General features: G+C 69.5%; 21 protein-coding genes. 13 read left to right on the forward strand and 8 right to left on the reverse strand.

The annotated features are described in order from the left end of the window. Positions 1 to 3,404: alpha-(1->3)-arabinofuranosyltransferase family protein (locus A5691_RS23490; protein ID WP_068266801.1), on the forward strand; the 3,404-nt coding region annotated here is incomplete at its 5' end. Positions 3,405 to 3,491: 87 nt separating this feature from the next. Next, positions 3,492 to 4,931 (forward strand): lipase maturation factor family protein, encoded by a 1,440-nt coding sequence (locus A5691_RS23495; RefSeq protein WP_068016225.1) that lies wholly within the window; start codon positions 3,492 to 3,494, stop codon positions 4,929 to 4,931. Here the strand turns inward: A5691_RS23495 and A5691_RS23500 are convergent. After that, complete coding sequence (locus tag A5691_RS23500; protein ID WP_068016221.1) at positions 4,928 to 5,488, reverse strand: hypothetical protein; 561 nt, start codon at positions 5,486 to 5,488, stop codon at positions 4,928 to 4,930. The two genes, A5691_RS23495 and A5691_RS23500, sit on opposite strands and share 4 nt — an antisense overlap. Positions 5,489 to 5,627: 139 nt before the next feature. Then, complete coding sequence (locus A5691_RS23505; protein ID WP_068016218.1) at positions 5,628 to 6,098, reverse strand: hypothetical protein; 471 nt, start codon at positions 6,096 to 6,098, stop codon at positions 5,628 to 5,630. A gap of 112 nt (positions 6,099 to 6,210) precedes the next feature. On the opposite strand from A5691_RS23505, the gene A5691_RS23510 reads away from it, so the two are divergent. After that, the gene (locus A5691_RS23510) at positions 6,211 to 6,582 is read left to right on the forward strand and encodes a hypothetical protein (protein ID WP_067779131.1); all 372 of its coding nucleotides are present in this window, start codon (positions 6,211 to 6,213) and stop codon (positions 6,580 to 6,582) included. A 1-nt stretch (position 6,583) separates the two neighbouring features. Here A5691_RS23510 and A5691_RS23515 read toward each other — a convergent pair whose 3' ends face one another. After that, complete coding sequence (locus A5691_RS23515) at positions 6,584 to 8,230, reverse strand: acetolactate synthase large subunit (protein WP_067748228.1); 1,647 nt, start codon at positions 8,228 to 8,230, stop codon at positions 6,584 to 6,586. Positions 8,231 to 8,309: 79 nt separating this feature from the next. Here A5691_RS23515 and A5691_RS23520 point away from each other — a divergent pair, with 79 nt between their 5' ends. Then, positions 8,310 to 9,686, forward strand: a complete 1,377-nt coding sequence (locus A5691_RS23520; RefSeq protein WP_068016216.1) for an NADP-dependent succinic semialdehyde dehydrogenase — start codon at positions 8,310 to 8,312, stop codon at positions 9,684 to 9,686. Between the two features lie 119 nt (positions 9,687 to 9,805). On the opposite strand, the gene A5691_RS23525 is transcribed toward A5691_RS23520, so the two are convergent. The 3 genes from A5691_RS23525 to A5691_RS23535 form a co-directional block, all read right to left on the reverse strand. Further along, positions 9,806 to 10,747: a R2-like ligand-binding oxidase gene (locus tag A5691_RS23525; RefSeq protein WP_068016214.1), complete on the reverse strand. Its 942-nt coding sequence runs from the start codon at positions 10,745 to 10,747 to the stop codon at positions 9,806 to 9,808. Further along, positions 10,744 to 11,436: a TetR/AcrR family transcriptional regulator gene (locus A5691_RS23530; RefSeq protein WP_067891128.1), complete on the reverse strand. Its 693-nt coding sequence runs from the start codon at positions 11,434 to 11,436 to the stop codon at positions 10,744 to 10,746. Before A5691_RS23530 ends, A5691_RS23525 begins: the two co-directional genes overlap by 4 nt. Positions 11,437 to 11,577: 141 nt before the next feature. Then, on the reverse strand, positions 11,578 to 13,275 hold the full coding sequence (locus A5691_RS23535) for an acyl-CoA dehydrogenase family protein (RefSeq protein WP_067748238.1): 1,698 nt from the start codon (positions 13,273 to 13,275) through the stop codon (positions 11,578 to 11,580). Between the two features lie 123 nt (positions 13,276 to 13,398). On the opposite strand from A5691_RS23535, the gene A5691_RS23540 reads away from it, so the two are divergent. The 3 genes from A5691_RS23540 to A5691_RS23550 are packed head-to-tail and all read left to right on the forward strand — an operon-like array spanning position 13,399 to position 16,383. Then, positions 13,399 to 14,379 (forward strand): phosphotriesterase, encoded by a 981-nt coding sequence (locus A5691_RS23540; protein WP_068016211.1) that lies wholly within the window; start codon positions 13,399 to 13,401, stop codon positions 14,377 to 14,379. Further along, positions 14,372 to 15,853 (forward strand): AMP-binding protein, encoded by a 1,482-nt coding sequence (locus tag A5691_RS23545; protein ID WP_068016205.1) that lies wholly within the window; start codon positions 14,372 to 14,374, stop codon positions 15,851 to 15,853. The genes A5691_RS23540 and A5691_RS23545 overlap by 8 nt, the downstream gene beginning before the upstream one ends. A 53-nt stretch (positions 15,854 to 15,906) precedes the next feature. Next, positions 15,907 to 16,383 (forward strand): YbjN domain-containing protein, encoded by a 477-nt coding sequence (locus A5691_RS23550; RefSeq protein WP_067748244.1) that lies wholly within the window; start codon positions 15,907 to 15,909, stop codon positions 16,381 to 16,383. Here the strand turns inward: A5691_RS23550 and A5691_RS23555 are convergent. Continuing rightward, the gene (locus A5691_RS23555) at positions 16,380 to 17,561 is read right to left on the reverse strand and encodes an acyltransferase (RefSeq protein WP_156669884.1); all 1,182 of its coding nucleotides are present in this window, start codon (positions 17,559 to 17,561) and stop codon (positions 16,380 to 16,382) included. The genes A5691_RS23550 and A5691_RS23555 overlap by 4 nt on opposite strands. Before the next feature lie 140 nt (positions 17,562 to 17,701). Here A5691_RS23555 and A5691_RS23560 point away from each other — a divergent pair, with 140 nt between their 5' ends. Then, entirely contained in the window at positions 17,702 to 18,979 is a 1,278-nt protein-coding gene (locus tag A5691_RS23560) for a DUF3068 domain-containing protein (protein WP_156669885.1), read from the forward strand. An 8-nt stretch (positions 18,980 to 18,987) separates the two neighbouring features. Next, entirely contained in the window at positions 18,988 to 20,727 is a 1,740-nt protein-coding gene (locus A5691_RS23565; protein WP_067891115.1) for a hypothetical protein, read from the forward strand. Positions 20,728 to 20,778: 51 nt separating this feature from the next. Here the strand turns inward: A5691_RS23565 and A5691_RS23570 are convergent, their stop codons facing one another. Further along, complete coding sequence (locus tag A5691_RS23570) at positions 20,779 to 21,933, reverse strand: glycosyltransferase family 4 protein (RefSeq protein ID WP_067891113.1); 1,155 nt, start codon at positions 21,931 to 21,933, stop codon at positions 20,779 to 20,781. 256 nt (positions 21,934 to 22,189) lie between these two features. On the opposite strand from A5691_RS23570, the gene A5691_RS23575 reads away from it, so the two are divergent. The 4 genes from A5691_RS23575 to A5691_RS23585 all read left to right on the forward strand — a co-directional run bounded on the left by A5691_RS23575 (position 22,190) and on the right by A5691_RS23585 (position 25,595). Continuing rightward, positions 22,190 to 22,963, forward strand: a complete 774-nt coding sequence (locus tag A5691_RS23575) for a class I SAM-dependent methyltransferase (protein ID WP_156675688.1) — start codon at positions 22,190 to 22,192, stop codon at positions 22,961 to 22,963. A gap of 106 nt (positions 22,964 to 23,069) precedes the next feature. After that, on the forward strand, positions 23,070 to 24,539 hold the full coding sequence (locus A5691_RS23580) for an aldehyde dehydrogenase (RefSeq protein ID WP_067891107.1): 1,470 nt from the start codon (positions 23,070 to 23,072) through the stop codon (positions 24,537 to 24,539). Positions 24,540 to 24,807: 268 nt separating this feature from the next. Beyond that, on the forward strand, positions 24,808 to 24,939 hold the full coding sequence (locus A5691_RS28965) for a hypothetical protein (protein ID WP_255369104.1): 132 nt from the start codon (positions 24,808 to 24,810) through the stop codon (positions 24,937 to 24,939). Between the two features lie 89 nt (positions 24,940 to 25,028). After that, positions 25,029 to 25,595, forward strand: coding sequence for a TetR/AcrR family transcriptional regulator (locus tag A5691_RS23585; RefSeq protein ID WP_067755600.1), 567 nt, complete (start codon positions 25,029 to 25,031; stop codon positions 25,593 to 25,595). Positions 25,596 to 25,599: the final 4 nt, after the last annotated feature.

The raw sequence follows: 25,599 nt of genomic DNA on the forward strand, positions 1-25,599 counted from the left end.
GCGGCACCGACAGCTGGACCCCGTACGTGGCGCCGACCGCGACCGCCGGCGCGCCGCTGGTGACCGGGTCGGCGGCCGTCCTGGCCACCTGCCTGGTCGCGGCAGCCGGGCTGGCGGGGCTGGCGAGTCCGGCGATGCCGGCCCGCGGGCGGTTGGTGACCATGCTGGTGGCCGGGGTGGTGCTGATGGCCGCCGGCTACAGCGGCGGGCTCGGCTCGCCGGTGGCGCACGCGGTGCAGACGTTCCTGGATGCCGGCGGCGCGCCGCTGCGCAACGTGCACAAGCTGGGGTCGGTGGTCCGGATCCCGATCGTGCTGGGCGTCGCCCAGGTGTTGGGCCGGGTCCCGCTGCCCGGGTGGGGGCCCGCCTCCCGATGGCTGCGCGCGTTCGCCCACCCAGAGCGCGACAGGCGGGTGGCCGTCGCGATCGTCGTGCTGACGGCGCTGCTGGTGAGCACCTCCCTGGCGTGGACGGGCCGGCTGACCCCGCCCGGCACCTTCAGCGCGATACCCCGCTACTGGCAGGAAACCGCCGACTGGCTCGACCGGCACAACACGGGCACCCCGGTGCCCGGCCGGGTGCTGGTGGTCCCGGGGGCGCCGTTCGCCACCCAGGTGTGGGGCACCAGCCACGACGAGCCGCTGCAGGTGCTCGGCGGCAGCCCGTGGGGCGTGCGCGACTCCATCCCGCTGACGCCGCCGCAAACCATCCGGGCGCTGGATTCGGTGCAGCGCCTCTTCGCCGCCGGGCGCCCATCGGCGGGGCTGGCGGATACGCTTGCCCGCCAAGGTATTTCGTATCTGGTGTTGCGCAACGACCTGGATCCGGATACGTCGCGCTCGGCGCGGCCCATCCTGGTGCACCGCGTCGTCGACGGGTCCGCGGGCCTGCAGAAGGTGGCTCAGTTCGGCGAGCCGGTGGGCCCCGGCACCCTCGCGGGCTTCGTCGCCGACAGCGGCCTGCGGCCCAGATATCCGGCCGTTGAGGTCTACCGGGTCGCCGGCGGTTCCGGAGCGCCGTACTTCGCCGACGTCGACCGGCTGCCCCGGGTCGACGGCGGGCCGGAGGTGCTGCTGCGCCTCGACGAGCGGCGCCGGCTGCAGAATCAGCCGCCGTTGGGTCCGGTGCTGATGTCCGCCGACGCTCGCGCGGCCGACATTCCGGCGCCGACCGTGACCGTCACCGATACCCCGGTCTCCCGCGAGACCGACTACGGGCGGGTGGACCAGCATTCGTCGGCCGTCCGTGCGCCGGGCGACGCGCGGCATACCTACAACCGGGTGCCCGACTATCCCGTCCCGGGCGCGGACCCGGTCGTCGGCGCGTGGACCGGGGGCCGGATCACGGTGTCGAGCTCGTCGTCGGACTCCACGGCCATGCCCGACGTCGCGCCGGCGACCGCGCCCGTCGCCGCCATCGACGGCGACCCCGCGACCGCGTGGGTGTCCAACTCGCTGCAGGCGGCCGTCGGCCAGTGGCTGCAGGTCGATTTCGACCATCCGGTGACCAACGCGGCGCTCACCCTGACGCCGAGCGCCACCGCCGTCGGCGCCCAGGTGCGCCGCATCCTGATCGAGACGGCGACCGGTAGCACCACCCTGCGGTTCGACGAGCCGGGCAAGCCGCTCGCCTCCGCACTGCCCTACGGCGAGACGCCCTGGGTGCGGATTACCGCCGCGGGCACCGACGACGGCTCGCCGGGTGTGCAATTCGGCATCACCGACCTCTCGATCACCCAATACGACGCGTCCGGATTCGCCCACCCGGTCGAGCTGCGGCACACCGTGCGGGTCCCCGGGCCCCCGACCGGTTCGTCGATCACCGGCTGGGACCTGGGTTCGGAGCTGCTCGGCAGGCCGGGTTGCGCGACGGCGCCCGATGGCGTGCGCTGCGCGCCGTCGATGGCCCTGGCGCCCGAGGAGCCGGTCAATCTGAGCCGGACGCTGACCGTTCCGGCGCCGATGTCGGTGACGCCGCTGGTGTGGGTAAGGCCGCGCCAGGGCCCCAAGCTGGCCGACCTGATCGCCGAGCCGGGCACCACGCGGGCGAGGGGCGACTCCGACATGGTCGACGTCCTCGGCTCGACGTTTGCGGCGACCGACGGCGACCCGTCCACCGCGTGGACGGCGCCGCAGCGGGTGGTGCAGCACAAGACCCCGCCCACGCTGACGCTCACTCTGCCGCGGCCCACCGAGGTCACCGGCCTGCGGTTGGTGCCCAGCCGCTCGGCGCTGCCCGCCCACCCGACGATGGTGGCGGTCGACCTGGGCGACGGCCCGCAGGTGCGTTCGTTGAAACCCGGTGAACCGCAGACACTTTCGCTGAACCCGCGGGTGACCGACAGCGTCACCGTGAGCCTGCTGAATTGGGAAGACGTCATCGACCGCAACGCGCTGGGCTTCGACCAGCTCAAGCCGCCGGGGCTGGCCGAACTGTCGGCGCTCGGCGCCGACGGCAACCCGATCGCGCCCGCCGACGCCGCCCGCAACCGCGGGCGCGAGATCACGGTCGACTGCGACCACGGCCCGGTGATCGCGGTCGCGGGCCGGTTCGTGCACACATCGATCCGCACCACCGTGGGCGCGCTGCTCGGCGGCGAGCCCATCGCCGCGCGCGCGTGCGACCCCGACCCGGTCGCGCTGCCTGCGGGCCAACAGGAGCTGCTGATCAGCCCGGGCGCCCAGTTCGTCGTCGACGGCGCCGAGCTGACCTCGCGCGCGGCCGCGCCAGTCGCGCCCGCCGCCGTCGCGGTTCCGGTGTGGCGGGCGTGGGGGCCGGACCGGCGCGAGGTGCAGGCGCCGCCGTCGTCCACCTCGCGGGTGCTGGTCGTCCCCGAAAGCATCAACCCCGGCTGGGTCGCGCGCACCAGCAGCGGGACCCGGCTGACCCCGGTCGCCGTCAACGGCTGGCAGCAGGGCTGGGTGGTGCCCCCGGGGGACCCCGGCACCATCACGCTGACCTTCCCGTCCAACGCGCCCTACCGCGCGGGGCTCGCGGTCGGTCTGGCCTTGCTGCCGCTGTTGGCCCTGCTCGCGCTGTGGCGCACCCGCAGCCGGCGCGCCGACGATGCGCCCGCCCGGCCGTGGAACCCGGGGGCGTGGGCGGCGGTCGCGGTGGTGGCCGCCGCGGCGGTGGTCGCCGGGGCGGCGGGCGTCGTCGTGGTGGGTGCGGCGTTGGGGCTGCGATACGCGCTGCGCCGCCGCTTCGACGGCGCCGCGATGGCGCTGAGCGCGGGCGGTCTGATCCTGGCCGGGGCCGTGCTCTCGCGCCATCCCTGGCGATCGGTGGACGGCTACGCCGGCCATTCCGCGAATGTGCAGCTGCTGGCGCTGATTTCGCTCGCGGCGCTCGCCGCGTCCGCGGTGGCGCTGCCCGATCGGGCCCGTGGGCCAGGTGACGAATAGCCGTCGAGGGTATTGGTTGGCCGTTTGCCGGCTGATTGACTGGATATGCGGGTCTGTGTGACCGACACCGTCCGAGGAGTTACGGCCATGGGCTGGTTTTCCGCACCCGAATATTGGCTCGGCAGAGAGGTGCTCGAGCGGGGCGCCGCGGTGGTCTACCTGCTTGCGTTCGTCGCGGCCGCGGCGCAGTTCCGGGCGCTCATCGGCGAGCACGGAATGCAGCCCATCCCGCGGTTTTTGGCCGGGCAGTCGTTCTGGCGGACCCCCAGCCTGTTTCACCTGCGGTACTCCGATCGCCTGTTCTCGGCGGTGGCCTGGTTCGGGGCGGTTCTGTCGGCGGCGGTCGTCGCCGGCGCTGCCGATGCCGTGCCGCTGTGGGCCGCGATGTTGATGTGGCTGACGCTATGGGTGCTCTACCTGTCGATCGTCAACGTCGGGCAGACCTGGTACGCGTTCGGCTGGGAGTCGCTGCTGCTCGAGACCGGCTTTTTGATGATCTTTCTCGGCAATTCCCAAGTGGCGCCGCCGGTGTTGACGCTGTGGATGGTCCGGTTGCTGCTGTTCCGGGTCGAGTTCGGCGCCGGGTTGATCAAGATGCGCGGCGACCCGTGCTGGCGCGACCTGACGTGTCTGTACTACCACCACGAGACGCAGCCGCTGCCCGGGCCGTTGAGCTGGTTCTTCCACCACCTGCCGAAGCCGCTGCATCGAATTGAGGTGGCGGGCAACCACTTCTCGCAGCTGATCGTGCCGTTCGGGCTGTTCGCGCCGCAACCGGTGGCCGGCGTCGCGGCGGCGATCATCGTCGTCACCCAACTGTGGCTGGTCGCGTCGGGCAACTTCGCCTGGCTCAACTGGGTGACGATCCTGTTGGCGTGCAGCGCCATCGACGACTCGTGGTTCAGGGCGCGCCTTCATCCGGCGTTCTCGGCGACGCCGGTGTGGTTCGCCGCGCTGGTGATCGCGTTCACCGCGGCGGTGTTGTTCATGAGCTACTGGCCGGTGCGCAACATGTTGTCCAAACGGCAGCGAATGAACATGTCGTTCAACTCTTTTCATTTGGTCAATACCTACGGCGCGTTCGGCAGCATCGGTCGCGTTCGCCGCGAGGTGGTGATCGAAGGCACCGACGAAGCTCACCCCACCGAGCAGACCGTCTGGAAGGAATACGAATTCAAGGGCAAGCCCGGCGCCGTGCGCCGGCTCCCCCGCCAGTGGGCGCCGTACCACCTGCGGCTGGACTGGCTGATGTGGTTCGCCGCCATCTCGCCCGCCTACGCGCAGCCGTGGCTGACGCCGTTCCTGCAGCGGCTGCTGTGCAACGACCGGCCCACACTGCGCTTGTTGCGGCGCAACCCATTTCCGGATGCGCCGCCGCGTTACGTGCGCGCGCTGCTGTACGAATATCGCTTCACGACGCCCGCCGAGCTGCGCCGTGAGCGAGCCTGGTGGCATCGAACGCTGATCGGCGGGTACGTCCGGCCGATGGCGCTGGCGGCGGCGGATTCCGCAACAGGACGGGGCTAACGGGCCGCGGGCTCGTCGAGCAGTTGCAACCGCGCGTCGAGCAGACGCGGGTAGTACCAGTAGTAGCCGGCGAGATACGCGAACGCCACCGCCAGCAACAGGCTTCGCAACGTGAAATGCTTTGCGTCACCGATGAAGCCGAAAACCTGCACCGAAACGAGAATCCAGCAAGCGGTGATCATCAGTTTGGCGGAACCCGTGATCGAGTCGCGGGCCCGCTCGATCAGTTGCCTCGCCGCGTCACGCGTTGCCGGATCATCGGGAAGGGCGCCCGAACGCATCGCCTCGGACACGTGGCGACATTCGGCGAATGACAGCGTTCCGAGTGTGGGCCGCAGCCCCGCCATGCGGCGCACCGAGCCGAGCGCGGTGGCCAAGCCGATCACCAGTGCGACGATCGCGACGGTGATCCACCACGGTGCGCTGGTCCAGTGCGACCGGGACGGCCCGCTGGGGTAGTCGCCGATCATCACGAGCGGTGCCAGGCCCAGCATCACCGCCAGGGCGTACAACGGCCACTGCAGCCACCAGGGTCTCAGCGACAGCCACAACGACACAGACGAAACCTTAGCGAAGCGCGGCCCAGGCTATGCCGCGTCGGGATGACCAGGTGGACTCAAACCACCAAACCAGCCACCCCACGGACAGAAAGACCTGCACACTCGCGCAAAGATCTGCGTATTTGGGGCGATGCCCTCAACTCAGGTCCTCGACCAGAATGTCGTTGACCGTCTTGAGATCCTCAATCGCCTGGTGCGCATACGAGTCCGCCAGATCGAGATCGACCGGGGTGGAGTTCGGCCCCAACGACATGCACATGTGCATCGCAGTGTGAAAGTCGTTGATCTGCTTTTGCAAGGCGGTGGTCAGGGCGGGGTCCGGCGTGGGCAGATGGGCCTGCAGGCCGATGGCTTGTTCGTCGTGGACCGCCGAGCAGGCCGCCCGTAGAGCGTTGATGTCGTTGGCTTCGATCGCGTCGACTGCCGCCTGCATGAACTTCGTCGTGTGCGCCAGGTGCTCTTCGGCCTGCGAATACCACTCCGGAACGCCGGGGTAGACGGCGCCCGCCGTCCCCGCAGGCGCCACCGCGAACAGGGCCACCGCGAACAGGGTCGCCGCGGCAGCGGCGCCACCCAACCGCTTGTGGAGATGCCGGGTCGGCCTCATGTCTTAAGGCTCCGCGCCCGGCGACCCGATCGATAGGGCCTTCGGGCCCGTCCTGTGATGTGAGGACTTAAGCCCCTCGCCACAGCAGCGGGCCGCGGCGAAGGATCCGACCATGAGACCAGCGATCGCGGGGTTGGCAACCCTGCTGGCGCTCTCCGGCTCGCTGTGGACGGCGGACCTCATGCTCGGTCCGGGTACCGCCCACGCCGTGTGCTCCACGAACAACGGCGGTAATCAGCCGCCCGAGTGCGCGCCGCCCGAGGGACCGCCGGCTTGCTACACCTCACACATCTGCAGCCAGATGTGGTGCCCGAACCTGGGCGAGATGCGCCGGATGCCGGACTGGGACCGCAACGTCTGCCACACCTATTACTTCGCGCCCGACTCCGGCCTGCCCGCGCTCATTGTGCAAGGGCAGCCGCCGGGATTGCGGCTGCCGCCGAACACGGGCGTCTGTCCGCCGTTGGCCTGGATGTGCCCGTGAATCACAGCGTCTCGTCCAGCTCGCCCAGCCGATCGGTCAGCCGCAAATTCTCCGAGTAATCGACCGGGCAGGCGATCACCGAGACGCCGTCATCCGCTAAGGCGGCCCGCAGCGTCGGCAGCAGTTCCTCGGCATGAGAGATCCGATAACCCTTGGCGCCAAAACTTTCCGCGTACTTCACCACGTCGGGGTTGCCGAACTTCACGTAGTAGTGGGCCCCGAGTTCGAGGTCCATCTTCCACTCGATCAGGCCGTAACCGCCGTCCTCCCAGATCAGCACCACCAGCGGTATCCGCTCGCGGACGGCGGTCTCGATCTCCTGTGAGTTCATCAGGAACGCGCCGTCACCGACGACGGCCAACACCTTCGACTCTGGTCGGGCCAGCTTGACGCCGAGTGCACCCGGCAGCGCAAACCCCATGGTGGACAAGCCGTTTGACACCAGACAGGTATTGCACTCGTACGTCGGGTAGAGCCGCGCCATCCACATCTTGGTGGCGCCGGTGTCCACCAGGACCACGTCGCTGCGGCCCAGCGCCGCCCGCGTGTCGGCCACCACCCGAGCCGGGGCCAGCGGATAGCGTGAATCCTCTTGCCCCCGAGCGAATTCCTCGGCGAGCAGGCCGTGCCCCGGAACCTCCGGATCGGCCTCGTAGGCGTGGCCGTCCAGCCCGTCCGTCAGCGCATCCAGGGAAGCGCTGATGTCGCCGATGATCCCGACGTCCACCGAATAGTGGGCGTCGACCTCGGCCGGGAACCGGTGGATGTGGATGATCTTCTTGTCGGCCTGCGGGTTGATCCGGACGGGGTCGAACTCTTGCAGCTCGTAGCCCACGGCGATCACCACGTCAGCGTTGTCGAAGCCGAAGTTCACGTAGTCATGCCGCATGAACCCGAGGGTTCCGATGCTGTTGGGGTGGTCATCGGGCATGACACCCTTGCCGTGGAAGGTGTTGGCGACGGGGATGCCGAATTCCTCGGAGAACCGCACCAGGGCCGCGGTGGCGTTGCCGCGCGCGGCGCCGTGCCCGGCCAGCACCACCGGCCGCTTGGCCTGGCGCAGGATGTCGACCGCGCGCTCCACCTGGCCGGGTGCGGGCGCGTCGGCGCGAACGACGTTGCGCGGCAACGGCGTCAAGTCATAGTCGGTTTCGTCGGCGTCGATGTGCTCGGGGACGGCCACGTACACCGCCGCCGGGCGTTCGGTCTCGGCGACCTTGAACGCCTTGCGGAACATCTCGGGGATGGCGCGCGCGGTCGGGACTCCGGCGGCCCACCGGGTGATGGGCGCGAACATCGACACCAGGTCGACGTACTGGTGCGACTCCTTGAACTCCCGGTCGTGGCCCACTTGCGCGGAGATCGCGACCAGCGGGGTGCTGTTGGTGGTGGCGTCGGCCACCCCGAGTTGCATGTTGATCGCGCCGGGGCCCAGAGTGCTCGAGACCACCGCCGCCCGCCCGGTGACGCGCCCGTACATCTCGGCCATGAAGGCCGCGCCCTGCTCGTGCCGGGTGAGCACGTAGCGGATGCTGGACGCGGCCAGCGCCTGCACGAAGCGGATGTTCTCCTCCCCCGGCAGTCCGAACACCACGGAAACACCCTCGTTTTCCAGGCACTTGACCATCAGTTCGGCGGCTTTACTCATCCGGCACCTCCCTTGGGGGAACGATAGTGGCAGGCTGGGTGTTGCACCTCTTACCAACCCCGAAGCGAAGGATTGCAGCGTGCCCATCGCCACGATCAACCCGGCCACCGGCGAGACGGTGAAGACCTTCACCCCGGCAACCGACGAGGAAGTCGACGCGGCCATCGCCCGCGCGTACGCCCGGTTCCAGGACTACCGCCATAACACCACCTTTGCCCAGCGCGCGCAGTGGGCAAACGCGACCGCCGACCTCTTGGAGAAGGAGGCCGACGACGTCGCCGCGATGATGACCCTGGAGATGGGCAAGACGCTCAAGTCGGCCAAGGCCGAGGCGCTCAAGTGCGCCAAGGGCTTTCGTTACTACGCGGAGAACGCCGAACAGCTGCTGGCCGACGAGCCGGCCGACGCGCAGGCGGTCGGCGCCAAGCGGGCCTACACCCGCTACCAACCGCTCGGGGTGGTGCTGGCCATCATGCCGTGGAACTTCCCGCTGTGGCAGGCCGTCCGGTTCGCCGCGCCGGCCCTGATGGCCGGCAACGTCGGCATCCTCAAGCACGCCTCGAACGTGCCGCAGTCCGCGCTCTACCTGGCCGACGTCATCGCCCGCGGTGGCTTCCCCGACGGCTGCTTCCAGACGCTGCTGGTCTCGTCCAGTGCCGTCGAGCGCATCCTGCGCGACCCGCGGGTCGCGGCCGCCACCCTGACCGGCAGCGAGCCGGCCGGGCAGTCGGTCGCGGCCATCGCCGGTGACGAGATCAAACCCACCGTGCTCGAGCTCGGCGGCAGCGACCCGTTCATCGTCATGCCGTCGGCGAACCTGGACGAGGCCGCCAAGACCGCGGTCACCGCGCGCGTCCAGAACAACGGCCAGTCCTGCATCGCGGCGAAGCGGTTCATCGTTCACACCGACATCTACGACGCGTTCGTCGACAAGTTCACCGAGCGGATGCAGGCGCTCAAGGTGGGCGACCCGACCGACCCGGACACCGACGTGGGCCCGCTGGCCACCGAGTCCGGCCGCGACGACATCGTCAAGCAGGTGGACGAAGCGGCCGCGGCGGGCGCCACGATCCGGCTCGGGGGCAAGCCCATCGACGGGCCGGGCTGGTTCTACCCGCCGACGGTGGTCACCGACATCACCAAGGACATGGCGCTCTACACCGAAGAGGTGTTCGGACCGGTGGCCTCGATGTACCGGGCCAAGGACATCGACGAAGCGATCGAGATCGCCAACGCCACCGCGTTCGGGTTGGGCTCCAATGCCTGGACCAACGACGAGGCCGAGCAGCAGCGCTTCATCGACGACATCGAGGCCGGCCAGGTCTTCATCAACGGCATGACGGTGTCCTACCCCGAGCTGGGGTTCGGCGGCGTCAAGCGTTCCGGGTACGGCCGCGAGCTCGCCGGCCTCGGCATCCGCGCGTTCGTCAACGCCAAGACGGTGTGGGTCGGTTAGTGGCGATCGCAAGCGCGGCATAGCCGGGCGCTGGGGGCACCTCCCGCTTGCGGGGGACGGGTCGCCACCATCGTCGACGCCGGTGACGCCGCCGGGGGCAGCAAGGTCGAATCGCCGCCTCAGGCGGACGCGGCGGCCAGGGCCTTCTCGTCCTCGTCGGCGAAGGTGTCCTCGAGCTGCAGCGGCGAGTAGTCCAGGTCGATCTCTTCCAGCGGCCGCCCGCGGGCGCTGGAGATGGTGCCGAAGCGGCGCATGCCCTTGTCGGCCGCGTACTGCATGAACTCGTCCACCGACAGGCCGAACGGCATCGGGTCGTACAGGGAGAAGCCCTCCTCGATGAGGCGCAACCCCAATGGCATCAGCTCGTTCATGCGCGTCTCGAAGACGCCCCAGTTGGCGTCGTCGGCGGCGACGTGGCGGCGGCAGGTGAAGGTCCCCCACGCCATGTGGCGCCGCTCGTCGTCGCCGATCCGCCGGACCAACTCCTGCATGCCGGGCAGGATGCCGCGCTCCACGCAGATCTTGTGCCAGCCGAAGTAGCCCGTGAGCGCCAGCATCCCTTCGACCATGTGGTTGTAGGTCACCGAGGCCCGCACCTGCGCCGCCGGTGAGGGGTCGACCGACAAGGCGTTGAGGCAGTCGGGCAGCTCCTCGTAGAAGATCGTCCGATAGGTGGGGATGTCGTCGAGGTACTGATGCAAGTCGTGGGTGACGCCGACGGCGTCGAGCCACATGCGGAAGACCTGGACGTGCTTGGCTTCCTCGAAAGCGAACTGCGTCAAGTACATTTCGTCGCCGAGGCGACCCTCGACCCGCATCGCCGACATGAACGGCTGGATGTCCTCGGTCACCGCTTCCTCACCGGCGATGAACTCGGCGCACAGCCGGATGGCGTAGTGGCGTTCGTCGTCGGTCAGCCGCTCCCAGTCGGCGCGGTCGCGGGAGAAGTCGATGTCGGCCGGGTTCCAGAACTTCGCGTTGCCGCCGGCGAACAGCCGCAACGGCAGGCTGTCCCAGTTGAGGCCCCCCTTGACCATCGAGCCCGAATGCGTGCGTGTCATGTCATCTCCTCGGATTGTTGTGGGGCTGAGCGGACGGGCGGGCGCGGCGCCGCAGCGAAGGCGGCCGCCAGCACCCCGACAAGCCGGCGCACGGCCAGCGCGGGCTGTTCGGGGGTGGGTTCGTCGAGCCCGAGAATCGGGTCCAGGCCGCGCATGTAGGGCGCCAGCGCCAGGTGCGGAAATATCAACAGCAGCAACGACAACAGCGCGTCGGTGTCCGAGTCGGCACGCAGATCCCCGCGCGCCTTCGCGTCGCGGACGAGCGGCCGCATCACCTCCAGGTAGTGCCGGTGGATGACGTTCTGCACGCTGACGCGGGCCTCGGTGTCGACTTCCAGGGTCGCCGCGGCGTGCAGCGCCCGTTCGTGCGGGTGGTCGGCGAAGTAGGCCACCCACGCGTCGAGCCAGTCGGTCAGGAAGTCGAAGAACGGCCGGCTCGGGTCCAGCTCGCGGATGCGGTCTTCCATGTACGCCCGCACCCGCTGGCTGGCGATGTCGGCGATGAACGCGAACAGGTCGCGCTTGTCCGCGAAGTACTGGAAGAGGCTGCCTTTCGCGACGCCGGCCCGCCGGGCTATGACGTTGAGGCTGCCTCGGGAAAACCCGTGCGCTCCGAATTCCTGTTCCGCGGCGTCGATGATGGCGGCGCGGCGGGCGGGGTCCACCCGTGCCCAAGTCACCGTTGGCAATGCGGCCTCCTAGCGTCGATGACCACTGGTCATATTACGGTGAGCTGCGTCACAGTCAAGGGTAGGCCGGTTGTCATCCTGCCGAACGTCACGCTGGCGTGACGCCGCCTCCCGAGCGTCACGCTGGCGTGACGCTCGCGCCTACGGCCGCATCTGGTAGGCGCCGTTGATCGGCTGGATGTGTTCCTTCCAGACCTGGTCGTAGCGCGTGTGGTCGAACACCGGGCGCCGGATCATCCGCATCGCGAAGCGGGCCTGCGCGTCGGTCGTGGCGGACTTGTCGGCCAGCTCGACGGCATAGCCGTTGAAGTCACGCACCAGCACGGCGAAGATCTCGTCGATCAGCGCCTCGTCCACTCCGGACAACGGGGCCTCCTCCAAGATCAGCTGGGCGTAGGGCACCGTGGCGAACAGCTGCCCAACCCCGAACGCGAAATCGATGTCCCTCTGCTGAGCGGCGTCGGGGGTGGCGCTGGCCAGCATCTCGGCCAGCACGTCGATCTGCTCGCGCAGCAGCGCGACATTAGGTAGATGCGCGTAGCTTTCGAACGGCGCCCGCCAATCGTGGAAACGCACCTTGCCCAAGCCCCCGGTCGGCCCCTGGTTGAACAGGAACGAGTCGTCGACCGCGTCGTCGCGGCGGCCGATCAATGGCAAATCGCCGTTCGGCGCGAACAGGTAATTGGGCATGAACTTGGCCAGCAACCCGATGTTGATGTGCACCGTACCTTCGAGCCTTGGCAGCAAACCGATTTCGCGGGTCATGGCCTCGAAGATGGTGTCCTTCTCGACGCCCTTGGCGGCGATCACGTCCCATAGGGCGGTGATCACCCGCTCGCCTTCGCTGGTGATCTTGGCTTTGGTCAGCGGGCTGTAGAGCAGGTATCGGCGGTCGTCGGCCGACGCACTGCGCATGTAGTCGCAGGCGCGGGTGGCGACCAGCTTCATCGCGATCAGCCGGACGTAGGCGTCGGTGAGCAGCCGCCGCACATGGCTGAAGTCGGTGACGACGGTGCCGTACAAGACGCGGTTGGAGGCGTGGGTGACCGCCTCGTACATGGCGTGCGTGCACATGCCGACCGCGCCCCAGCCCAGGTTGTACTTGCAGACATTGACGGTGTTCAGGGCCGCGTGGAACGCCCCTTGGCCTCGGTGCAGGATGTCGGCCTCGGTGACCGGGTAGTCGCGCAGCGCGTAGTTGGCGACGTAGTTCTGCGAGTTCACCACGTTCTTGATCAGGTCGTACCGATCGTGCTGGGAGTCGGCGGTGAAGAACACGTACTCGTCGGAGCCCGCGATCTTGCCGAAGGTCGAGACCATCCGCGCCACGTTCGCGTTACCGATGTAGTACTTCTCGCCGCTCGCGGTCCAGCCGTGTTCTGACGGCGTCAGGATCATGTCGGTCTGGTAGACATCGGCGCCGTGGGTCTGCTCCGACAAGCCGAACGCGAACACCTCGCCGGCCTCGAGTTGCGCGGCGGCCTTGCGCTTGGCGTCGGTGTTGTCGCTCATCCAGATCGGGCCCAGACCCAGCGCCGTCACCTGGAAGGGGTACCAGTAGTTGAGTCCGTAGAAGCCCACGATCTCGGCGAACTCGCTGATCCGGTAGGTGTCCCATCGGCAGTCGTCGGCGCCGTACTCGGACGGCGTCAGCAGTGAGGCGAAGATGCGCTCGCGGCCGATGTGGTCCAAAAACTCGGAATACCACACGCGTTCGTGGTCGTCATGCTTCAGCCGCGCCTTGCCCCGCGACTCGAAGAAGTCGACCGTGGCGGCCATGATCTCTCCGGAACGACGATCCGGGTACTGGCGTTGCAGGTTGTTGGGATTGAGCAACATGGCAGGACTCCCTGGGTTCGGCCAAAGACGAGGGTGACGGTACTGCACCGCGGGGGCCGTCGGGGCGGACCGGAACAAATCGGCACTGTTGTCCGACCACCGAGTCGACCTAGCATCAGTGGAGTGTCAGCACTCAATACCGCCCGCGGCGCCATCGATACCTCCGATCTCGGCGTGACGCTCATGCACGAGCACGTGTTCATCATGACCACCGAGATCGCGCTGAATTACCCCGATGCGTGGGGCGACGAAGAAAAGCGCGTGGCCGACGCCATCGATCGGCTCAACGAGCTGAAGTCCCGCGGGGTCGACACGATCGTCGACCTGACCGTGATCGGCCTGGGCCGCTACATTCCACGCATCGCGCGCGTCGCGGCGGCCACCGAGCTGAATATCGTTGTGGCGACGGGTCTTTACACCTACAACGACATCCCGTTCCGGTTCCACTACGAGGGCCCCGGCGGCTTGCTGGGCGGCCCGGAAGTCATGACCGACATGTTCGTCCGCGACATCGAGCAGGGCATCGCCGACACCGGCGTCAAGGCCGGGATCCTCAAGTGCGCCACCGACGAGCCGGGCATCACCCCAGGCGTCGAGCGGGTGCTGCGCGCCGTCGCCCAGGCGCACAAGCGCACCGGGGTGCCGATCTCCACGCACACCCACGCCGGGTTGCGCCGCGGTCTCGAACAGCAACGCATCTTCGAGGAGGAGGGTGTCGACCTGAGCCGAGTGATCATCGGGCACTCCGGTGACAGCACCGACATCGGGTACCTCGAAGAGCTCATCGCCCCGGGTTCCTATCTCGGCATGGACCGGTTCGGACTCGACGTGATCTCGCCGTTCGAAGAACGGGTCAAGATCGTGGCGCAGATGTGCGAGCGCGGGCATGCCGACAAGATGGTGCTCTCCCATGACGCCAACTGCTACTTCGACGCGCTACCCGAAGAGTTGGTGCCGCAGATGGCACCGAACTGGCACTACCTGCACATCCACAACGACGTCATCCCCGCGCTCAAAGAGCGCGGAGTCACCGACGAGCAACTGAAGACCATGCTGGTCGACAACCCCCGCCGCATCTTCGAGCGGCAGGGCGCATATGAGTGAGCCGGTCCCGCCGATCGGCACCCAGATCGCGGCCCTGGCCGAACTCGCGCCCGACGAGCCCGCCGTCACCTGCGGCGGTCTGACGCTCACCCGCGCCGAACTTGACGCCTCGACGAACCGGTTGGCCCGCGCCTACGCCGACCGCGGCGTCGGCGTCGGCGACTACGTGACCATGGTGTTGCCCAACTCCGTGGAGTGGATCCAGGCGGCGGTGGCGTGCTGGAAGCTGGGCGCCGTACCGCAGCCGCTGTCGGCGCGGTTGCCCGACACGGAGCTGCAGGGGCTGCTGGACCTGCGGCAGCCGGCATTGCTGGTAGGGCGCGAGCATCCCGAAATACCGAGCGTGCCAACCGGTTTCACGCCAGGCCCGGAATTCTCCGACGCACCGTTGCCGGAAGCGGTGTCGCCGGTGTGGAAGGCGATGGGCTCCGGCGGCAGCACCGGCCGGCCCAAGCTCATCGAGTCCGCCGGCGACACCCGGATACCCGCGGCCATCGGCTACCCGCTGGGCGCGCAGCCCGGCGACACGACGCTGGTGCCGATCCCGCTGTCCCACAACACCGGGTTCACCACCGCGACCATCGCGCTGCTGATGCGCCATCACCTGGTGGTGATGAGCCGGTTCGACCCGCACGAATTCCTGCGGCTGATCACCGACCACCGCGTCACGTTCCTGACCACGGTGCCCACGATCATGCAGCGGACGCTGCCGGTCTATCACGCCGATCCCAAGTCCTACGATCTGTCGTCGCTGCGCCGGTTCTGGCACATGGGGGCGCCGTGCCCGCCGGCCATCAAGCAGGCCTGGATCGACCTGCTGGGCCCCGAGGTCGTCTGGGAACTCTACGGCGGCACCGAATTACAGGCGCTCACCTTCATCTCCGGGGACCAGTGGCTGACCCACCGCGGGTCGGTCGGCGTGGTGGTCGCCGGGGAAATGCAGGTGCTCGACGACGACGGCAACCCGTGCCCGCCCGGCGTGGTCGGCGAGATCTACATGCGGCCCGGGCCCGGCAGCGCGCCCACCTACCGCTACGTCGGAGCCACCGCCAAGTCCCGCGACGGCTGGGATTCCCTTGGGGATCTTGGCCATTTCGATGCCGACGGCTTCCTCTACCTGTCGGACCGCCGGGTGGACATGTTCACCGTGGGTGGCCGCAACGTCTACCCGGCCGAGATCGAGAACACCTTGTCGGCGCACCGCGACGTGCTGTCCTGCCTCGTCGTCGGCGTGCCCGACCCGAATTCGGGCGACCTGGGCCAGGTGCCCTACGCGCTGGTGCATGCGGCGGACGGTTCCACGCTGGACGCCGCGGGCGTCCAGGAGTTCCTGCGCGAACGCATCGCGGGATACAAGGTGCCGGCGTTCGTCGAATTCGTCGATGCGCCGCTGCGCGACGACGCCGGCAAGGCCCGGCGATCGGCGGTGCGCGCCGAGATCATCGAGCGGCTGGGGGCGGCAGCGCCCGGCTGACCCGGCTGACCGGCACCAAGAATCCTCCAAGCCCGCGGCCCCACCATCGGGGCATGCAGATCGAACCCTTGAGCACCGAGCTGATCGAACGCTATCTGCGATCGCGCGAGCTGCGGTTCTTCCGCAGCGACGACGGCGAGGAGTTCATGATGCTGCCCAGCTACGAGCGCGGCAGGCTGCACGTGAACCTTCGGATCAACGGGTTGCGGCGGGACATCTTCGAGATCTCGATCAGCCCCGCCGGTCACTACGACGCGACCGAGCGGCCCCGGCTGATGGAACTGGTCAACGACTGGAATCGCGAAACGCATTGGCCCAAGGCGTTTGTGCGCGAGACCGCCGTGCCGACCCAAGTGAGCGTGGTCGGTGAGAACGCCTACCTGCTGACCGACGGCATCCACGTCGAGGCCCTGGGCACCCTGGTCCGGTCCACCGTCGAGTACGGGGCCGACCTGTTCAAGAAGATCGAGCGGGCCATCTGCCTGCCGTCCGCGGACACGCTCGAGGAGTGGATGGACCGCACCGGTTAGGGCGCGATCGCGTCCGCCTCGGCGTCGGCGGCTTCGTCGATTTCGGCGTGCCGCTCTCGTTTCTCCCAGCGCCGCAACGCTTCTCGGCAGGGCGATTCGACCAGCCCGTAGCTGACCGCGGCGATCGCCCACCCGAAGAGCAACGTCAGCGCCAGCACCTCGGGCATCCGGCCGGTGAACGCGAACGTCCCGAGCACCGGGAACACCATGGCCAGCGCTGCCAGGTGCCACACGAACAGGCCGTAGGACCACCGCCCGAGCGTCACCATGACGGTGCTGCCGAGCAGCCGGTGCGGCGTGTCGATCCGGTCGAGTACCAGGGGGGCGACCAAGGCGAACGCCACCAGCGAGCCCGCCGCCGTCTTCACCGCGAACTGCGTTGCGGTGCCGGGAATCAGGCCCTCGGGCCCGGCAAGCGGGGACGCCGCCAGCAGATAAGCCAGCACGGCGACGACGGCCATCACGACACGGTGCCGCGCCAACCGCGCCGGCAGGTCGATCGGGCTGTGCACCCATTCCGCCAGCAGCATGCCCGCGGCGAACCAGGAGAAGAACGCCGGCGGCCAGTTGAGCGGGTTGGTGCCGGACCCGGAATGGATGGGCACCCAGCCCCACGCCCAGCTCAGCGCCGCCAGGGCGGCGATCGCCGGGACCCGCGCGCCCACCGGCAGGCGCCGGGCCAGCAGCGCCAGGATCGGCAGGGCCAGATAGAAGCTGACCTCGACCGAAAGGCTCCACATCTGCGTCAGCCCCCCGGTCAGCGTGAGGGGCACATAGATCTGGGTGAGGGTCAGGTTGGCCAGCCACACCGTCGGGCTGGCGTGATCGGCGTCGGGCAGCAGCGACAGGATCACGACGACCGCCACCAGGTAGGCGGGCATGATGCGCACCACCCGGGACCGCAGGTAGTGGCCCGTGCGGGGCCGCGGCTGCAGGCCGCGCGCCGCCGCGGCGTGCCCGCGCCACAGCAGAAAACCGGACAGCGCGAAGAACACCGCGACCGCCAGGTCGAAGCGGCCGAACAGCCGGCCGGTGATCCCGCTGGAGTGCCCGGTCTGGAACGCGACGTGGGTGACCACCACGCCCATGGCCGCGCACGCGCGCATCCCCTCCACCGCGGGCAGGAAGCTGCGGACTCCGCCCACCCGTTGGCCATCGGTCACCCCCACAGTTTGCATCTGCGGCGTTGGGGAACGAATGGGTAGACCCGAAGGACCGGGCAGCAGGTTCGTAAGCCGAGGCCTTACGTTCGGCTGTTAGGGTCAAACGGGTTTGCGGCTGACGGCGCATTAAGACAGCACTAGGAGGGCACAGCAACGTGAACCGAGCAGTCATGTTGCGGTTCGCCGCATGCGGGATCATCGGACTGGGCGCCGCCCTGCTGATCGCCGCGCTGCTGTTGTCGACCTACACCACCAGCCGGATCACCAAGGTTCCGCTCGACATCGACGCCACGCTGATCAGCGACGGCACCGGAACCGCGCTCGACGCCGCGTCACTGTCGACGGACCACGTCGTCGTCAACCAGAACGTGCCGCTGGTGTCCCAACAGCAGATCAGCGTCGAGTCACCCGCGAACGCCGACGTGGTCACGCTGCAGGTCGGTAGCTCGGTGCGGCGCACCGACAAGCAGAAGGACAGCGGCCTGCTGCTGGCGATCGTCGACACCGTCACCCTCAACCGCAAGACGGCGATGGCCGTGTCCGACGACACCCACACCGGCGGCTCGGTCCAGAAGCCGCGCGCCTTCAACGACGAGAACCCGCCCACCGCGATGCCGCTGCGGCACGACGGCCTGGCCTACCGGTTCCCGTTCCACACCGAGAAGAAGACGTACCCCTATTTCGATCCGATCGCGCAGAAGCCGTTCGACGTCAACTACGACAGCCAAGAGGACGTCAACGGCCTGACCACCTACAAGTTCACCCAGAACATCGGCTACAACGCCGACGGCAAGCTGGTGGCCCCCGTGGCGTACCCGTCGCTGATGGCCGGCAACGAGGACGCCAAGCAGACCACGTCGGCGTCGATGTGGGGCATCCAGGGCGGCGACCCGAACGAGCAGATCACCATGACCCGCTACTACGCCGCGCAGCGGACCTTCTGGGTGGACCCGGTGTCGGGCACCATCGTCAAGGAGACCGAGCACGCCAACCACTACTTCGCCCGCGATCCGCTCAAACCGGAGCTGACGCTGGCCGACTACAAGGTCACCTCCAACCAGGACACCGTCGAATCGCAGGTCAACGCCGCCCGCGACGAACGGGACCGGCTCTCGCTGTGGTCGCGGGTGCTACCGATCACGTTCACCGCGGTCGGCCTGATCGCGCTGGTCGCCGGCGGCCTGCTCGCCTCGTTCAGCCTGCGGACCGAGAGCGCGTTGACCGATCCAGGCCTGGACCGGGGCGACCAGGACTTCTTCGGCCGCAGCGGGCTCGAGGAGCCGGTGCCCGGCGCCGAGGCCGAAACCGAGAAGCTGCCCACGCAGCGCCCCACGGCGCGCGATGATCCCGACGCGGAAGCGCCCACCCTGGGCTCCGACGAGCCGCCCGAATCCGGGCCGCCCGAGCCCACCAGCCCGCCCGAACGGGAATAGCCCGCCGCGTGCGCTGGACCCGGCCCGGGTACGCGCTGGTCTTGGCGCTTCTGGTGGTCGGGCCGCTGCTCAAACCCGGTTACCTGCTGCTGCGCGACGCGGTGTCCACGCCGCGGTCGTTTGTGTCGGATACCGCGCTGGGGCTGACGGCGGCGCCGCGGGCGACGCCGCAAGACTTCGCGGTGGCGCTGGCCTCACACGTGCTGGACGGCGGCGTCGTGGTCAAAGCCCTGCTGGCGCTTGGGCTCTGGCTCGCCGGATGGGGTGCGGCCCGGCTGGTCGCGACGGCGTTGCCCGACGCGGGCATGGCCGGCCAGTTCGTCGCCACCACCCTGGCGATCTGGAACCCCTACGTCGCCGAGCGGCTGCTCCAGGGCCACTGGAGCCTGCTCGTCGGTTACGGCTGCCTGCCCTGGGTCGCGACGACCATGCTGGCGCTGCGGGCGGGCGCCGGCTCGTTGCTCGGCCTGGCCTTCTGGATCGCGCTGGCCGGGCTGACGCCGACCGGCCTGCTGCTCGCCGCGACGGTCGGGCTGGTGTGCGTCGCCGCCCCCGGGGCGGCCCGGCCCCGCTGGCTGTGCGCCGCGGTGGCGCTGGGCGCCGCGGTGGTGGCGGCGCTGCCCTGGCTGACCGCGGCGGTTCTGGGCGCGTCGCTGTCCTCTCACTCGGTGGCGAACACGCTGGGCGTGGCCGCGTTCGCGCCGCGCGCCGAGCCGGGTCTGGGGACGCTCGGCAGCCTGGCCGGCCTCGGCGGGATCTGGAACGGCGAGGCGGTGCCGATTTCGCGGACCACCCTGTTCGCGGCCGCGTCGGCCGTCGTGCTGCTTGGGGTGGTGGCGGCCGGGGTGCCGACGGTGTTGCGCCGCCCGGCGGCGCGTCCGCTGCTGGCGCTGGCGGCGGCGGCCGTGCTGGTGCCGGCCGCGCTGGCCACCGGCCCGGGCCTGCACCTGCTGGGCGCGGTGGTCGACGCCGTCCCCGGCTTCGGGGTGCTGCGGGACGGACAGAAGTGGGTGGCGCTGGCCGTGCCGGGATACGCGCTGGCGGGCGCGGGAGCGGTGGTGACGCTGCAGAGGTGGCTGTGGCCGGCGATCATGGCGCCGGTCTGCTGCCTCGCGCTGATCTTCGCGCTGCCCGACCTCGCCTGGGGCGTGTGGGGCCAGGTGTCCCCCGTGCAGTATCCGCGCGGATGGGCCGCGGTGGCCGCAACGATCAACGAGCGGCCCGCGACGGTGGCGGTGTTGCCGGCCGGCACGATGCGGCTCTACAGCTGGTCGGGCCGCGCGCCGGTGCTGGATCCGCTGCCCCGCTGGGTGCGCGCCGACGTGCTGAGCACGGGCGACCTGGCCATCTCGGGGACCGTCATCCCCGGCGAGGGCAACCGCGCCCGCGCGGTGCAGCAGTTGCTGCTGGCCGGTCCCGATCCGGCCGCCCTGGCCCCGGCCGGGGTGGGCTGGCTGGTCGTCGAGTCGGACACCGCGGGCGACATGGGGGCGTCCGCCCGCACCCTCGATGCGTTGACCGCGGCCTACCGCGACGACGACATCGCGCTCTACCGAATCGGCGGCGACACCGCCGGGGTGTCCGCCGGCGCGCGCACGGCGACGCTGATCGCGCATCTGGCGTGGCTGGCGGTGCTGATCGTGGGCGGCGCCGGCGCGCTGGTCGGCGCGTGGCGCTCGCGCACCGCAGCGGTTCGGCGACACTTTAACGACGGCGGCGACACGCCGATAAAGGACGCTCAGGATTGAGTCTCGCGGGCCGGCGCTTGGGGGTCGACTCTCGCGGCCCGGCTCTTGGCGCTACACCACACCGCTGACCGGGTGGCCGGTCCGCACGGCGTCGAGGACCGTCCGCATGGCGTCGGCGCTTTGCCGCCAAGAGAATTCGCCGCTTCGGGTGTGGGCCTTGGCGCCGAGCTGGTCACGCAGCACCGGATCGGAAAGCAGCTCCTCGAGGCGGTCCACCAGCTCGGCGTGGGTGTCCACCAGGATCCCGGTCACCTCGTCGACGATCGAATCCGACAGCCCGCCCGATGACCGGTAGCCGATGGTCGGCACCCGGTGCTGGGCCGCCTCGACGACCGCCAGCCCCCAACCCTCCTTGCGCGAGGGCAGCAGCTGCACCCAAGCGCTTTGCAGCACATGGTGTTTGGTGACGTCGTCGACGTGACCATGAAAGGTCACCGCGCCCGAGATGCCCAGCCGGCCGACGTTGTCGACGAGCCGCTGTCGCCACCAGCCGTCGCCCACGATGTCGAGGTGCAGACCCGGCAGGCGCGGCCGCAGCCGCGCGACCGCCTCCAGCGCGTCCTCGATCTGCTTGTGCGGCACCAGCCGCGACAGCACCACCACCCGTGGCGCGGCGGCACGCGGGCCGGACAGCGTTCGCGCCGGGGCCTCGTCGAGGCCGTTGCGGACCACCGCGATGTGCGCGTTGTCGACCCCGAGCGTCACCAGGTCGCGCGCCGACGGCAGCGAGACCGTCACGTATTGGTTGCGGCGGTTCAGCCACGGCGACAGCCTCGACTCGACGAACCAGCCGAGCCGGCCGAGCACCGGGCCGGCCACCGGCCACTGTTCGCGGTGGCAGTGGTGCACCAGCACCACCACCCGGCGGCCGTACACCAGCCGGGCGAGGAACGGCAGGCCGTTCTGGGTGTCGACGACCACGTCGGGCCGCACCCGCCGCAGCGGCCCGAGCCCCAGTCGCGCCGCGGCCATCGCGAGCAGGGCCCAGACGTAGACGGAGTAGCGGCCGCCCGCGCGGTCGATGCGCACACCGTCGACCACTTCCCGGCGCGGCGCGCCGGGGTAGCGGGCGGTGCGCAGCGTGACGGCGATGCCGGACGCGGCCAGCTGCGCGCCGATGCGCTGCAAGTAGGCCTCGCTGCCGCCGCCCTGCGGGTGACCGGTATCGCGCCAGCACAGCAGGAGCACGGAGCGCAGACCAGACATCACTGGTCAGCCTAGCCCGGCGGCGCCCCCTCGGGGGCCGGCGACCCCGCCGGCCACTTCCGCCACACGGGTCGCCGCCAGGAGGGAGCGTGCGGTTGCCCGCCTCGCAGCGACAATTCGGGCGACCGGGCGCCGCGCCGCGCGTTGTCGCTGTGAGGTGGGCACTTCGGATGCCGTCCGGCCCAGGGACGAAAGTGACTGATGTGACGAACCGCGGCGACCGCGCGCCGGCGCTGCGTAGGGTTGGCCGGTGGCCGTGACCCCGGATCCCACCCGAGTGTTCTCGCGGCGGGCGACCCTGGGCCGCGCGCTGCGGCTGCTGTCCGAGTTCCGCTTCGAGCAGTCGGACCCCGCCCGGTTCTACGGCGCGCTCGCGGCGGACACCGCCGCGATGGTGGGTGATCTCTGGCTGGCCACGCACGGCGAATCCCCGGCCGGGCGCACCCTGCTCGACGTCGGCGGCGGGCCCGGTTACTTCTCGGCCGCGTTCGCCGACGCCGGGATCCGCTACCTGGGCGTCGAACCCGACCCGAGCGAGATGCACGCGGCCGGGCCCGTCCCCGCCGGGCGCGCCGGGAACTTCGTGCGCGCCTCCGGCATGGCCCTGCCGTTCGCCGACGGCTCGGTGGACATCTGCCTGTCGTCCAACGTCGCCGAACACGTGCCGCGGCCGTGGCGGCTTGGCGCGGAGATGCTGCGGGTGACCAAGCCCGGCGGGCTGGCCGTGCTCTCCTACACCGTCTGGCTGGGCCCCTTCGGCGGGCACGAAATGGGCCTGAGCCACTATCTCGGCGGGGCGCGCGCCGCCAGGCGCTACGCCCGCAAACACGGGCATCCGGCCAAAAACGACTACGGGTCGTCGTTGTTCGCCGTGTCCGCGGCCGACGGCCTGGCGTGGGCCGCGGACACCGGCGCGGCCGTGGCCGCATTTCCCCGCTACCACCCCCGATGGGCGTGGTGGCTGACCTCGGTCCCCGTGCTGCGGGAGTTCCTGGTGAGCAATCTGGTGCTGGTCCTGCAACCCCAATAGTGAAACGTGTTCTCGTTTCGCGTCGGCTTGGGTAGGGTGGCGCCCATGCGCGCCGGCGACGATAAGCACGGCAGCGCAATCTAAAAGGGTAGGAGGAGCGGCGCAGATGGCCGACAGCAAGACCGAATACGACAAGCTTTTCATCGGCGGCAAGTGGGCTGAGCCGTCGACCGACGAGGTGATCGAGGTGCGCTGCCCGGCCACCGGCGAGTACGTCGGAAAGGTGCCGCTGGCGGCCGCCGCCGACGTCGACGCCGCGGTCGCCGCGGCGCGCGCGGCCTTCGACAACGGGCCCTGGCCGACCACCCCGCCAAAGGAGCGCGCGGCCGTGATCGCCAACGCGCTCAAGCTGATGGAGGAGCGCAAGGACACGTTCACCCAGCTGCTCGCGGCCGAGACGGGCCAGCCGCCGACCGGCGTCGAGACGATGCACTGGATGAGCTCGATCGGGGCGCTCAACTTCTTCGCCGGCCCGGCCGTCGACCAGGTCAAGTGGAAAGACATCCGCACCGGCGGCTACGGGCAGAGCATCGTCTATCGCGAGCCGATCGGCGTGGTGGGCGCGATCGTCGCGTGGAACGTGCCCCTGTTCCTGGCCGTCAACAAGCTGGGCCCGGCGCTGCTCGCCGGCTGTACCGTCGTGCTCAAGCCGGCCGCCGAAACCCCGTTGAGCGCAAACGCTTTGGCGGAGGCTTTTGCCGAGGCCGGACTGCCCGAGGGCGTGCTGTCGGTCGTGCCGGGCGGGATCGAGACCGGACAGGCGCTGACGTCCAACCCGAACGTCGACCTGTTCTCCTTCACCGGCAGCTCGGCGGTCGGCAAGGAGATCGGCCGGCGCGCCGCGGACATGCTCAAGCCGTGCACCCTGGAGCTCGGCGGCAAGTCGGCGGCCATCGTGCTCGACGACGTCGACCTGCCCTCCGCCATCCCGATGCTGGTGTTCTCCGGGATCATGAACACCGGCCAGGCCTGTGTGGCCCAGACCCGCATTCTGGCGCCACGCTCGCGGTACGACGAAATCGTGGACGCGGTAAGCACTTTCGTGCAGGCGCTGCCGGTGGGCCTGCCGACGGACCCGGCCGCCCAGATCGGCTCGCTGATCTCGGAGAAGCAGCGGGCCCGGGTCGAGGGCTACATCGCCAAGGGCATCGAGGAGGGCGCGCGGCTGGTCTGCGGCGGCGGCCGTCCCGAGGGCCTGGACAGCGGCTTCTTCGTGCAGCCGACCGTCTTCGCCGATGTCGACAACAAGATGACGATCGCCCAGGAGGAGATCTTCGGGCCGGTGCTCAGCATCATCGGATACGACACCGAGGAGGACGCGATCAAGATCGCCAACGACTCCGTGTACGGCCTGGCCGGCAGCGTGTGGACCTCCGACATCGACCGCGGCATCACGGTCTCGGAGAAGATTCGCACCGGGACCTACGGGATCAACTGGTACGCCTTCGACCCTTGTTGCCCGTTCGGCGGTTACAAGAACTCCGGCATCGGCCGCGAGAACGGCCCCGAAGGCGTGGAGCACTTCACCCAGCAGAAGAGCGTGCTCATGCCGATGGGCCACACGATCGAGGGCTGACGCTCCGACTACCGGGCGCGCACTCCCCGCGGGCGAAACCCGCGGGGAGTGCGCGTTCGACGTTGATGCCCGGCGCACTAGCGCCAAATTATGCAAAAAAGCATAGAAAAGCCCTTGTGACGGTCCTGTAAATCAGGAGCGGCATCCCGCCCGCTTCGGCATTTCCCGTGCTTCCGGGTTTACATAGGGGATAAAACTTGCTTACTGGACCGCTGTCTTATATGCTTCTCAGCATAATCATGGTCGGCGCTTAGGCCGGGAGAGAATCATGTGGATCATCGAGCTGAACATCGGCGGCTATCAATTCACCCGCGAGGTGCCCGACCTGAAGCGCCGGAATTTCCGCTTCAGCCCGCGCAGCATGCATTGGCCGGCACTGCGGCATTCCCACGCTGCATGACGTTGGCCCCGGGAGGCACGAGAGTGGCGACCACGAGCGAATCTGTGCAGGATCTCACCCCGACGAAGCGTGGCGGCACGCGCAGGAAGATGTTGGCCAGCGCCGCCGAGGTGATGCGTGAACGGGGCGCCGCGGGAGTGACGATCGACGCGGTGCTCGCCCGCAGCGGCGCGCCGCGCGGCTCCGTCTACTACCACTTCCCCGACGGCCGCAACCAGATCCTGATCGAGGCGCTGCGCTACTCCGGGGACTCGATCACCGCGATGATCGACGACGCCGCCGAGCAGGGCGCCCGGGTGCTCCTGGGCAAGTTCGTCGAATTCTGGGAGCGCCTGCTGACCGAGGGCGGCTTCAACGCCGGCTGCCCCGTGGTGGCCGCGGCGATCGGCTCGGACGACGACGACGCCACGCTTTCTGCCGAGGCCGCCGCGATCCTGGGCCGCTGGTGCGCCGCGCTGACCCGGGCCTTCACCCACGACGGCTTCGACGAGCCGTGCGCCGCCTCGCTGGCGGTGATGTCGATCGCCTCGCTGGAGGGCGCCATCGTGCTGTCCCGCTCGACCGGCAGCATCGACCCGCTGCGCCAAGTCGGCGAGCAACTCGAATTCCTCATCAAGGCAAGGGAATTCGTGCTGCGCAACAATATCGGCGAGTAACTCC

Origin of the sequence: Mycobacterium sp. E183 (assembly GCF_001667735.1) — a bacterium.
In the GTDB taxonomy this organism is placed as follows: Bacteria; Actinomycetota; Actinomycetes; order Mycobacteriales; family Mycobacteriaceae; genus Mycobacterium.